11 protein-coding genes and 2 pseudogenes are annotated in these 11,830 nt (G+C 58.1%); 5 read left to right on the forward strand and 8 right to left on the reverse strand.

Going from position 1 to position 11,830, the window contains the following annotated elements:
• Both AC1DRJ_RS12635 and AC1DRJ_RS12640 read left to right on the forward strand, forming a co-directional pair.
• Nucleotides 1–694 (forward strand): acyl-CoA dehydrogenase C-terminal domain-containing protein (locus tag AC1DRJ_RS12635; protein WP_477802445.1); only part of this gene is annotated, 694 nt, incomplete at its 5' end.
• A gap of 190 nt (nt 695–884) precedes the next feature.
• Nucleotides 885–2,663, forward strand: a complete 1,779-nt coding sequence (locus AC1DRJ_RS12640; RefSeq protein ID WP_477802446.1) for an acyl-CoA dehydrogenase C-terminal domain-containing protein — start codon at nt 885–887, stop codon at nt 2,661–2,663.
• Between the two features lie 228 nt (nt 2,664–2,891).
• Here the strand turns inward: AC1DRJ_RS12640 and AC1DRJ_RS12645 are convergent.
• A pseudogene (locus AC1DRJ_RS12645) lies at nt 2,892–3,075 on the reverse strand (LysR family transcriptional regulator); the annotation flags it as partial.
• Between the two features lie 307 nt (nt 3,076–3,382).
• On the opposite strand from AC1DRJ_RS12645, the gene AC1DRJ_RS12650 reads away from it, so the two are divergent.
• From AC1DRJ_RS12650 to AC1DRJ_RS12660, 3 genes are all read left to right on the forward strand, one after another.
• Nucleotides 3,383–3,739, forward strand: a complete 357-nt coding sequence (locus AC1DRJ_RS12650) for a type II toxin-antitoxin system RelE/ParE family toxin (RefSeq protein ID WP_477802450.1) — start codon at nt 3,383–3,385, stop codon at nt 3,737–3,739.
• Nucleotides 3,732–4,052, forward strand: a complete 321-nt coding sequence (locus AC1DRJ_RS12655) for a helix-turn-helix domain-containing protein (protein WP_223515010.1) — start codon at nt 3,732–3,734, stop codon at nt 4,050–4,052. The genes AC1DRJ_RS12650 and AC1DRJ_RS12655 overlap by 8 nt, the downstream gene beginning before the upstream one ends.
• An 84-nt stretch (nt 4,053–4,136) precedes the next feature.
• The gene (locus AC1DRJ_RS12660) at nt 4,137–4,295 is read left to right on the forward strand and encodes a YqaE/Pmp3 family membrane protein (RefSeq protein ID WP_007947822.1); all 159 of its coding nucleotides are present in this window, start codon (nt 4,137–4,139) and stop codon (nt 4,293–4,295) included.
• Nucleotides 4,296–4,411: 116 nt separating this feature from the next.
• Here AC1DRJ_RS12660 and AC1DRJ_RS12665 read toward each other — a convergent pair whose 3' ends face one another.
• The 7 genes and pseudogenes from AC1DRJ_RS12665 to pqqF form a co-directional block, all read right to left on the reverse strand.
• Nucleotides 4,412–6,244, reverse strand: coding sequence for a S9 family peptidase (locus AC1DRJ_RS12665; protein ID WP_477802447.1), 1,833 nt, complete (start codon nt 6,242–6,244; stop codon nt 4,412–4,414).
• Entirely contained in the window at nt 6,210–7,364 is a 1,155-nt protein-coding gene (gene pqqE / locus AC1DRJ_RS12670) for a pyrroloquinoline quinone biosynthesis protein PqqE (RefSeq protein WP_477802451.1), read from the reverse strand. Before pqqE ends, AC1DRJ_RS12665 begins: the two co-directional genes overlap by 35 nt.
• Entirely contained in the window at nt 7,357–7,632 is a 276-nt protein-coding gene (pqqD, locus tag AC1DRJ_RS12675; RefSeq protein WP_007947819.1) for a pyrroloquinoline quinone biosynthesis peptide chaperone PqqD, read from the reverse strand. The genes pqqE and pqqD overlap by 8 nt, the downstream gene beginning before the upstream one ends.
• Nucleotides 7,629–8,381, reverse strand: coding sequence for a pyrroloquinoline-quinone synthase PqqC (gene pqqC / locus AC1DRJ_RS12680; protein WP_477802448.1), 753 nt, complete (start codon nt 8,379–8,381; stop codon nt 7,629–7,631). The genes pqqD and pqqC overlap by 4 nt, the downstream gene beginning before the upstream one ends.
• A gap of 140 nt (nt 8,382–8,521) precedes the next feature.
• On the reverse strand, nt 8,522–9,433 hold the full coding sequence (gene pqqB / locus AC1DRJ_RS12685; protein ID WP_477802449.1) for a pyrroloquinoline quinone biosynthesis protein PqqB: 912 nt from the start codon (nt 9,431–9,433) through the stop codon (nt 8,522–8,524).
• Nucleotides 9,434–9,508: 75 nt separating this feature from the next.
• The gene (gene pqqA / locus AC1DRJ_RS12690; RefSeq protein WP_009045898.1) at nt 9,509–9,583 is read right to left on the reverse strand and encodes a pyrroloquinoline quinone precursor peptide PqqA; all 75 of its coding nucleotides are present in this window, start codon (nt 9,581–9,583) and stop codon (nt 9,509–9,511) included.
• A 155-nt stretch (nt 9,584–9,738) separates the two neighbouring features.
• Nucleotides 9,739–11,830 (reverse strand): annotated as a pseudogene (gene pqqF / locus AC1DRJ_RS12695) (pyrroloquinoline quinone biosynthesis protein PqqF); the annotation flags it as partial.

Below are 11,830 nucleotides of genomic sequence, written 5' to 3' on the forward strand. Positions count from 1 at the left end.
GTTGCTGGACGTTGCACATCTGAGTCCGGACGAAACCGCGCGTCAGGACGCCGAAGACCTGTTGGCGTTCCTGACGCCGATCTGCAAAGCCTTCATGACCGACACCGGGCTGGAAGTGACCAATCTCGGCATGCAGGTGTTTGGCGGGCACGGGTTCATTCGTGAGTGGGGCATGGAGCAGTTGGTTCGCGATTGCCGGATCGCCCCGATCTACGAAGGCACCAACGGAATACAGGCGCTGGACTTGCTCGGGCGCAAAGTGCTCGGCAGTCAGGGCAAGCTGCTGCGCGGCTTCACCAAAATCGTGCATAAGTTCTGCGCGGCGAACGCCGAGCATCCGCAACTTGCCAGCTATGTGGCGCAACTCAACGCGCTGAATCAGCAATGGGGTGAGGTGACCACCAACGTCGGCATGGCCGCGATGAAGAATGCCGACGAAGTCGGCGCGGCATCTGTGGATTATTTGATGTACAGCGGTTACATAATCCTCGGCTATCTGTGGCTGCGCATGGCGCTGGTGGCTCAGGCGCAACTCGATGCGGGGAGTGCTGATGCTGATTATTGTCAGGGCAAGCTCGCGACCAACGAGTTTTACTTCAAGCGTTTGCTGCCACGCACCGCCGCTCATCGGGCGGCCATCGAGGCAGGAAGCGATTGCCTGATGAAGCTGCCAGCAGAGTTGTTTTCGCTTTAATCTTTTAAAATCCGTCACAAAGGAGAACCCGCGTAATAGCGGGTTTTTTAATGACTGAATAGTCGGTGACTAAACATTGAAAAATAGTCACCGGCTGACCCTATGTGTCGTAAAAGTTGTTGGGTTACACTCGGACTCAACGTACACACCACTCCTACGAATTACCTGTTTAGATCTTGCGAGGTTTGCCATGGCTGACTACAAAGCGCCCCTGCGCGATATGCGCTTCGTCCTCAATGAAGTTTTCGAGGTCGCCAAACTCTGGGCCCAGTTACCTGCGCTGGCCGAGACCGTCGATGCGGAAACCGTCGAAGCGATTCTTGAAGAAGCCGGCAAGGTCACCAGCAAAAGCATCGCGCCCTTGAGCCGTGCGGCTGACGAAGAGGGTTGCCACTGGGCGGATGGTGCCGTCACCACGCCGGCCGGTTTCCCACAGGCTTATCAGACTTATGCCGAAGGCGGCTGGGTTGGCGTCGGTGGTGATCCGACCTACGGTGGCATGGGCATGCCCAAGGCTGTTTCGGCTCAGGTTGAAGAAATGGTCAACTCCGCGAGCTTGTCGTTTGGCCTGTACCCGATGCTGACGGCCGGCGCCTGCCTGTCGATCAACGCCCATGCCAGCGAAGAGCTGAAAGCCGCGTACCTGCCGAACATGTACGCCGGCGTCTGGGCCGGTTCCATGTGCCTGACCGAGCCGCACGCCGGTACTGACCTTGGGATTATCCGCACCAAGGCCGAGCCTCAAGCCGACGGTTCCTACAAAGTCAGCGGCACCAAGATCTTCATCACCGGTGGCGAGCACGACCTGACTGAGAACATCATCCACCTGGTGCTGGCCAAATTGCCGGACGCGCCGGCTGGTCCGAAAGGCATTTCGCTGTTCCTGGTGCCGAAGTTCATGGTCAATGACGATGGCAGCCTCGGCGCGCGCAACCCGGCGAACTGCGGTTCGATCGAACACAAAATGGGCATCCTGGCGTCTTCGACCTGTGTGATGAACTTCGACGAAGCCGTGGGTTACCTGGTCGGCGAGCCGAACAAAGGCCTGGCGGCGATGTTCACCATGATGAACTACGAGCGTCTGGGCGTCGGTATCCAGGGCCTGGCGACTGGCGAGCGCTCGTATCAGAACGCCGTTGAATACGCTCGCGATCGCCTGCAAAGTCGTTCGCCGACCGGCGCGCAAAACAAGGACAAGGTCGCTGACCCGATCATCGTCCACCCGGACGTGCGTCGCATGCTGCTGACCATGAAAGCCTCGAATGAAGGCGGTCGTGCGTTCTCCACCTACGTGGCGATGCAACTGGACACCGCCAAGTTCAGCGAAGATGCGACCACTCGCAAGCGTGCTGAAGATCTGGTGGCCTTATTGACGCCAGTGGCCAAGGCGTTCCTGACCGACCTGGGTCTGGAAACCACCATTCATGGCCAGCAAGTGTTCGGCGGCCACGGTTACATCCGTGAGTGGGGCCAGGAACAACTGGTACGTGACGTTCGCATCACCCAGATCTACGAAGGCACCAACGGCATTCAGGCGCTGGACCTGGTGGGGCGCAAGATCGTTGGCACTGGCGGGGCGTTCTACAACCTGTTCGCTGACGAGATCCGTCATTTCACCGCGACCGCCGACGCCAATCTCGCCGAGTTCACCAAGCCGCTGAATGATGCCGTCACCACCCTCGACGAATTGACCGCATGGGTGCTGGATCGCGCGAAAAACAACCCGAATGAAATCGGCGCGGCTTCGGTCGAGTACCTGCAAACCTTCGGTTACGTCGCCTACGCTTACATGTGGGCACTGATGGCCAAAGCCGCGCTGGGCAAGGAAGCGCAGGATGATTTCTACGCCAGCAAACTCGGCACGGCGCGCTTCTATTTCGCCCGTCTGCTGCCACGCATTCACTCGTTGAGTGCATCGGTGAAAGCCGGTAGCGAATCGCTGTTCCTGCTGGATGCTGCACAGTTCTGACAAACACGACGTCATGTAAGCAATCTCTTACATGACGTGCTGCTGTTTTCCCATAGGCGAAGATTGGATCCACAGTTAATCTTCTTAACACGGACGTCGCGCAGGAAGCGCAAAGCCACAACACGGACACGTAGGATTCTGCCAGGACGGCGGAGTGAAATGGATGTCAGGGAAACAGTCTGCAAAGCCCCGCTTCGGCGGGGTTTTCTTTTGTCTGCAGAAAAGTGATCAGCTCAGCCCGTCGAGGGTTTTCGAGCGGTTCAATCGTTCATCGGGCCCGTTCATCACTTCTTCCAACAGCGTGCGCAATAAGGCCAGAGGCCTGTTGCCGTTGTACATCCCGACACACCAGACCGACTTTCAGCGGCACTCGCGGCTCGGTCAGCGGTTTCCACAGCAGTTCGTTGTTGCCAAGTCTCCCGCGTGCGCACCGCACAACTGCAGTGCCGCAATGGGATTACAGTCTGATCAGACTCGTCCCACAGATATTCCCGAACCGTCTCACGGTAATAACGCATCGCCCCTCGTTTGATTCTTTTCGCGTGGGGCTTTTTTTTGTCTCGGCGTTTTGCCAAATGCATTTCGTGCTTGAGCGGTAGCGGGATTGGTGGCTTTTTAAAAGGACCGGCAAGGAATGCTGGTGCCAGTGAAACAACTTTGTTGAAGAACTGGTTTTGAATTCTATACCACTGGGTGGTATGTTTTTTGAAGGGATGCCCGTGTCACCAAGGTTATTCAAGGCGAAACGCTTTGCGATGCAAGCCGCAAACGCATGGATCGGTGACGAGGAGCTTCGAGAGGCATTCACCGAAATCTTAAATGGCCAAGCGGACAATCTTGGCGGCGGGGTCTGGACGAAACGTTTGAATGCCAACCGGTATCGTTCGATTGTCCTGGCCAGAGGGGCCAGTTACTGCGTTTATCAGTTTCTGTATGCCAAGAAGGACCAGAGCAATATTTGTCAGAAAGACCTGATCGCTTTTCGGAAAATGGCGAAGACCTACGAGGGACTTTCGGATATGCAAGTCCAGCACTTCCTGGATATCAAGGAGTTTGTGGAGATACTTTATGAGTAAGAAATTCAGAAGTGAGGCGTCAGAATCTATTTACGAATCTGCCAATGCCTTGTTTTCCATCGGTGCAATCAGCAAGACCACCTTGCGCGAGTTCGAAGATCTTTGTCTGGCTCCGGTACCTGAGGCTATTGATGCAGAGCAGATCAAAGCGCTACGGGAACGCAACAACGTCAGTCAGCCGGTGTTCGCGCGATATCTGAACACCAGCGCTTCGACGGTTAAGCAATGGGAGTCGGGTTACAAACATCCCAGCGGCATGGCGCTGAAGTTACTGAGCATCGTTCAGAAACATGGCCTTGAAATACTGGCCTGAGGCATTGCACTGAACCCTGACGAACGGCACAGGTCGATTAGCTATAGTGCATATACGAGCCTACTTAAAATCAGGAGCTACCCCATGGACTTTGTTCGAATCATCATCGCCATTCTGTTGCCGCCATTGGGTGTGTTTCTGCAAGTCGGTTTCGGCGGGGCGTTCTGGCTGAATATTTTGCTGACGTTGTGCGGTTACATTCCGGGGATCGTGCATGCGGTTTACATCATCGCCAAGCGTTGAGGTTAGCGGGGTTAGATAAACCGCCATCGCGAGCAGGCTCGCTCCCACAGTGAACGGGTTCCTGCAGGGAATAAGGTTGGATGTGGGAAGCCTGCTCGCGATGGGCACACTGCTATTCAGGCATTGTTCTCTAGTGACATCACCCGCCGATAAAACAACCACTCCTGCTCCAACGCATGGGCCTGATTGCCTGCCTTGCGAAAGCCGTGGCGTTCGTCCGCGTAGTAATGCGCTGTGACAAGAATGCCGTTGTTCTGCAGCGCCGTGACCATGTCGCGGGTCTGTTGGGGCACGACCACCGCATCCAGCTCACCTTGAAAGAAAATCACCGGCACGCTGATATTGCTCGCATGCAGCAGAGGCGTTCGCGCGGCATAGCGGTTAGCATCCTGCACCGGATCGCCAATCAGCCAGTCCAGGTAATCGCCTTCGAATTTGTGAGTGGCACGGCCCAGTGCGACGGGATCGCTGACACCATAAAGGCTGGCGCCCGCGCGGAAGACGTTGTGAAAGGCCAACGCACAAAGGGTGGTGTAGCCACCGGCGCTTCCACCGCGAATAAACGCCTTGTCGCCATCGATCAAGCCTCGTTCGGCCAGATGTGCGACGACCGCGCAGGCATCTTCCACATCCACGTCACCCCAACTCAGATGCAGTGCCTGGCGATAGGCACGGCCATAGCCGCTGCTGCCGCGATAGTTGAGATCGGCCACGGCAAAGCCGCGTTGTGCCCAGTATTGAATGCGTGGATCGAGCATCGGATAACAGGCCGAAGTCGGACCGCCGTGAATAAATACCACCAGCGGCGGTTTCGCATCGCCGCTCATCGCCGGATAGAAAAACCCATGGGCTTCACCCAAGCCGCTGGGGTAGCGCAGGGTTAGCGGGACGCTGATCTGCTCGGCGGGTAACGGTGTTATGCCACCGGCCAGTACCTTGACCTGTCGGGTATCGCGGTCAATGGAAATGACCGCCGCCGAACTGATCGGCGATGCGGCGATGCAGTATATGAACTGCTCATCCAGTGCGAGATGGCGGAAGCGGCTGTAGGTGCCGGTGAAGTCTTCACAGGTGTCACCACAAAGACCCAGTCGGCCAAATCCACCTTCGGTCCAGCTGGCCAGGTAACGGTTTTCAGTCAGAGGTAGCCAGGTGCAACCCCCCAATTGCCAAGGCGCCGGTCCATGGTCCGCTGCAGCGCTTGGCAATGGGCTCAAACCTTCTAAAGACTCCACCCATGGCTGCCAGTAACCGCCACGATCGGTCAGACAAAACAGACGACCGTTGTCATCGAATCGAGGTTGTTGCAGCGACTCCTGAATACCCTCGCCAGCCACGCAACGCGGAAACGCAAACCCGCCATCGCCCTGACGTTCGGCAACCATCAGTCGAGTTGCAGTCCAGGGTTGATTCGGGCGGCTCCATTCGATCCACGCGAGGCGTTGCGAGTCTGGGCTCAGGGTCGGCGCCGCGTAGAAGTCGGCACCTTCTGCCAGCAGATGACGCTCCCCATCACGCACATCAATCGCCACCAGCCGATGCTGGTCACGGTTCTCTTCAACCGCCAAAACCTGACCGTTGGCAAATTGCAGATCACCGTAACGGCACCCGCTCGAAGTCAGCACTTCAGGCGTTTCACCCATCAGCGACTGTCGATACAGCTGCTGGTCCGCCTCGTTGACGAAAACAACTCCGTCATCAGTCAGACAAAACGCGCCACCGCCATATTCGTACACCCGACTGCGCACGCTGAAGCCCTCTGGTGTCAGGCAATGCGCCTGGCCATCGCGCCAATGCCAGATCCGGCAGGCGGCGTCTTCGGGCCGATATTCATTCCAGAACAGGCCATGCCGGCCGACCTGCAACTCGGCAAAGTCGACGCCGGCAGCGACGGCTTTAGCGGCGCTGAAGGGCTCAGCTTTTTGCGATGAGGCGTGAATTTCGTTCATTGCGAAAGGCCAGTTGTTCGATGGTCTGGGTCGCGTGCTCGGCTTCTTCGCGGGCCTTGAGGATCACGCCGTGATGTTCAGATTTGCTGCAAACCGGGTCAGCATTGCTCGCATCGCCCGTGAGCATGAACGCCTGGCAGCGGCAGCCGCCAAAATCCTTCTCTTTCTCGTCGCAGGAACGGCAAGGCTCAGGCATCCAGTCGTAACCGCGAAAGCGGTTGAAGCCGAACGAGTCGTACCAAATGTGCTGCATGCTGTGGTCGCGCACATTGGGAAACTGCACCGGCAGCTGTCGGGCGCCGTGACAGGGYAGGGCGGTGCCGTCCGGCGTGACTGTCAGAAAGATGCTGCCCCAGCCATTCATGCAGGCTTTCGGGCGCTCTTCGTAATAGTCCGGCGTGACGAAAATCAACTTGCACGGATGCCCTTCGGCTTCGAGTTTGGCGCGGTATTCGTTGGTGATGCGTTCGGCGCGGACCAGTTGTTCCTTGGTCGGCAACAGGCCAACCCGATTGAGCTGCGCCCATCCGTAAAACTGGCAGGTAGCTAGCTCGACGAAGTCCGCCTCCAGGGCGATGCACAGCTCGATGATGCGATCGATCTTGTCGATGTTGTGCCGATGGGTTACGAAATTCAGCACCATCGGGTAACCGTGAGCCTTCACCGCACGGGCCATTTCCAGCTTCTGCGCAAAGGCTTTTTTCGAGCCAGCCAGCAGGTTGTTCACTTGCTCGTCACTGGCCTGAAAACTGATCTGGATAYGGTCCAGACCGGCCTTCTTGAAATCGCTGATTTTCTGCTCCGTCAAGCCAATCCCGGAGGTGATCAGGTTGGTGTAGAAACCCAGCTTGCGCGCCTCGGCTATCAGTTCGGCGAGGTCTTGGCGCACCAGCGGTTCACCGCCCGAGAAGCCTAACTGAGCTGCGCCCATCTCACGCGCTTCGCGGAACACTTTTAGCCACTGCTCGGTGCTCAACTCTTTGCCTTGTTCGGCGAAGTCCAGCGGATTGGAGCAGTACGGGCATTGCAGCGGGCAGCGATACGTCAGCTCGGCGAGCAGCCAGAGCGGCAAGCCAATTTCGGGTTTGGGCGATAACTTGACTGAAGTGCCGTCAGGCAAGTTCGATCCAGTGCTGAGCACGCGCGACCTCCATGAATTGCTCGATGTCTTCACCGAGCTCGGGTACGCCGGGGAACTGCGCGTCCAGTTCGGCAATGATCGCCGCGACATCGCGTTCGCCGTCGATCAAGCCGCCAATCAGCGCGGCGCTTTCATTGAGTTTGATCATGCCTTCGGGGTAGAGCAGCACATGGCCTTTCTGTGCCGGTTCGTACTGGAAACGGTAACCGGTACGCCAGGTCGGGGTCTTGCTACGGTCGAAACTCATAAGGTGATTCCTTTGTGCCAGACCCTTTGCTCGGTCACGCTGTGATACGGCGGGCGTTTCAGTTCGTAGGCCATGCTCATGGCATCGAGCATGCTCCAAAGAATGTCCAGTTTGAACTGGAGAATTTCCAGCATGCGCTCCTGGCCTTCACGTGTCGTGTAGTGCTGCAAAGTGATGGCCAGACCGTGTTCCACATCCCGGCGCGCCTGACCCAGGCGAGTGCGGAAATACTCATACCCGGCCGGGTCGATCCACGGGTAATGCTGCGGCCAACTGTCCAGACGCGATTGGTGGATCTGCGGCGCGAACAGTTCCGTCAGCGAGCTGCTGGCGGCTTCCTGCCAGCTGGCCCGGCGTGCGAAGTTGACGTAGGCATCGACCGCGAAGCGCACGCCGGGCAGGACTAATTCCTGCGAACGCAACTGATCCGGGTCGAGGCCGACGGCCTGGCCCAGTCGCAACCAGGCTTCGATGCCGCCGTCTTCGCCGGGGGCGCCATCGTGATCCAGCAGGCGCTGAATCCACTCGCGACGGATCTCGCGGTCCGGGCAGTTGGCGAGGATGGCAGCGTCTTTCAGGGGGATGTTCACCTGATAGTAGAAGCGGTTGGCGACCCAGCCCTGGATCTRTTCGCGGCTCGCCCGGCCTTCATACATCGCCACGTGGTAGGGGTGGTGGATGTGGTAATAGGCACCTTTGGCGCGCAGGGCGGCCTCGAATTCGGCGGGGGACATTGGGGCGTCAGTCATTGTGGTTCTCCGGGGAACAACCGGTGGATTCTTTGGTGTCAGGACCGGCCTCATCGCCAGCAGGCTGGCTCCCACAGTTGATCGCATTCCCCTGTGGGAGCCAGCCTGCTGGCGATAGACCGCGCAGCGGTCTCGGCTTCTTACAACACAATACTCATGCCGTCATACGCCACTTCAACATCCCGCCGAACCAGCTCGGCACGCTCCGGCGAATCCTCATCAAGAATCGGATTGGTGTTGTTGATGTGGATAAGCACCTTGCGCTGTTTCGGCAGCTGCTCCAGCACTTCCAGCATGCCGCCGGGGCCATTCTGTGCCAGGTGGCCCATTTCCCGACCGGTGCGGGTGCCGACGCCACGGCGCTGCATTTCGTCGTCGTCCCACATCGTGCCGTCCACCAGCAGGCAGTCGCTGCCGGCCATGATCTCCAGCAGCGGCGCGTCGACCTTGCCCAGCCCCGGCGCGTAGAACAGTTTGCCGCCGGTGTTCAGGTCTTCGACGATCAAACCGATGTTGTCGCSGGGGTGTGGGTCGAAGCGGTGCGGTGAATAAGGCGGGGCGGCGCTACGCAGCGGCAGGGGGGTGAAGCGCAGGTTCGGGCAGGCCGCAATGGTGAAGCTGCGGTCAAGTTCGATCCGGTTCCAGTCCAGGCCACCATTCCAGTGGGTCAGCATGGTGAACAGCGGGAAGCCGGTGCTCAAGTCTTCATGGACCATGTCGGTGCACCACACTTGATGCGGGCAACCTTCGCGCAAGCTGAGCAGACCGGTGGTGTGATCGATCTGACTGTCCATCAGGATGATCGCGCTGATGCCGGTATCGCGCAGGGCACGGCCAGGTTGCATCGGCGCAAAGCTTTGGAGCTGGGCGCGTATGTCTGGCGAAGCGTTGCACAGCACCCAGTTCACGCCGTTATCGGAAATCGCGATAGACGACTGGGTCCGCGCCTTGGCGTTCAGGGTGCCATCGCGAAAACCGGCGCAGTTCACGCAATTGCAGTTCCACTGGGGGAAACCGCCGCCGGCGGCGGAACCTAGAATCTGGACAAACATGGCCGCTCCATCATTCGAAAACTGAAATAAAAACGCCTCGGCGAGCCGAGGCGTTGGCACTGCGATACAAAAAGATTAGCGGCTGGCGAAGTACATGGTGACTTCAAAGCCGATACGCAGGTCGGTGTAAGCAGGTTTGGACCAGGACATGGGAGCGCTCCTTCAGGTGATGGGACAGTTCAGATCTATACATATAGTCCACCTCCAGCCGGAGATGTTCAGATAGTTAGGTTGCTATGTTACTCAAAATTACAGCGCTGATGCCCGTGAAACTTTGAAAAAGCTAATTGCAGCGCCTGTAATGATCATTTTGTCACTTGCCAAATCTCGCTCGGTCTTGGCCCGTTAGCCAGGCAGCGCCAGCCGCCGAGCGTTTGATTCAATCGTTGCGCTGCGGCCAGTAATGCTTCGCGGTCGATCAACAGAATTGTTTCGGATAGACGCTCAAGATAATCCGACGAGTGGCTAGCCAGTTTGTCCTGCCAGAGCAATTCGGCGGCCTGATGGACGGGCAGGGCGTTGAGGTCGAATTGATCAGCCAGGGACTGACGCTGATGGACGAAGGTGGCATCGTCGATGCCATCGATCATTCCTGGCAACTCACTCAAAAAGTGTTCGATGTGTTCCAGCAAACCGGCAGGTGCAATGCTCGGTGATTGCACGCCGAACAGAATCCCGGTCTTCCCATGGATCTGGCGCAATGCACTGAACACGGCATAACCCAGTTGTAAGTCCACTCGCAGCCGCTGGTAGAACGGTGACTGGCACAGGTGCGCGAGCAAGCGCCAGGCGGCTTCGTCGGTGATGTCCCGTGTGGCGGTCGGACAAAACAACAACAGCGCGTTTTCGCTGGATCCGGTGTCGACAGTGGTCCACAGTCGCTGCGATTTGATCGAGGGCAGCGACGATTGTTGATCTGCAACGCCGGGCACGCGGCTCAGCGCCAACCCTATTGCCGCTTGTGTCTGCGACGACAAACCAACGGCCAGGCCTTCCCAACGCGCGCTCGACCAAAGCTGCAACAAATCCTCTGAGACAGCGGCGGGTTCGAGGCAATGTTCAGGTAGCGCCTTCAGCAGTTGTTTGATGGGCATCACAGCTACGCTCGGCGGTTCGTCCTGTGAGACTCCGGCTGCGGGTGTTGTTAGCTCCTTCAACGCATGTTCGAGGACAATTGGCATCGCTGCCTGTAGCCCCGTCATCTTGAGCAACCATTCATTGCCTGAGGCACTGAAGGAAAAGTCGACGCCGGCCTGACTCGCATCTTCACGCAACGGCTGCAATTGGTTTTCCAGGGTCGATTGAAGGCTGGCGTGAGGTTTGCAGTCGAGTCGCCAGCGCAGATAAATCGCGCCTTCATCGGTGTTGTCCGGCACAGCCTGACTGAACTGCATCGGGGAGTTTTCCCGACGACTGCGTGAACGATCCTGGGCAAACGTGCGCAGGCCACGGTGTTTGCTGGTCTGGCCGCGAATCAGCCCGGCATTGGCGGCGGGTGCTTCGGTGCGCAAAAACGGGTTAGCTGTCGGCAGTTGCCACTCGCCGCTGAAGGTTGCAGGAGGGCCGCGTATTCTTTGCGCAAGCCAGCCCAGTCTTGATGGGAGGCAAAGAAGCCCAGCCAGTCGAGTAACTTCTCGCGGATCACACTCCCCGGTTGAGTGGTGGTGAATTCGATGTGCAGCAAGGCTTGCCCGGCGAACTGATATAGCGGCGCGGCTTTCAGGCTGTCAGCCAGACCCTGTTCACGCAGCTTCGCCATCAGACCACCAGGTTTCGCGGCGTTCAGCCAATGGCACAGAAACGCCAGCGCTTCACGCGATGACTCGGGCAAGGCTTCGAACGCGAACAGAAGACCCAGCCGACGTTCGCCAGCCTGTTGATAAGTTTTTTTCGAGGTCTCCATCAATACAGAAGGCGATTGTTGCGAGACTCGTTGCCCGACGGGAATCTCGGCGCCAAAGCGCTGGGCCATCTCACACAACTCGTCGAGACTCTGCGGCCCGGCCAGGCTCAGTGTCATCTGCCCGGTCTGATAAAAACGCTGGTGAAAATCCTGCAACGCTTGCTGAAACTCCGGCTGCGGCACGGGAAGGCTGTCGCGGTTTCCGCCATGAAACCCGAGCAGCGGATGAGTCAACGAAAGCCCATCGAACAACGCTATTTGCTGTTGCGCCGCCGCATCCTGTGACCAAGCGATGAATTCCGCGTGCAGCACCTCTCTTTCCCGAAATTGCTCGTCCGGATTCATACGCGGATGAGCGAGCATGTCTGACAGACGCTCCAGTCCACCGGCAAACACCTGAGGCGGCAGCTCGAAAAAAAAGTCGGTCGTTCGATCATTGGTCCGTGCGTTTACCTGACCGCCGTGACCCTGAACATAGGCCATCAGCCCTGCGC

Source organism: Pseudomonas sp. P5_B2 (assembly GCF_056400445.1).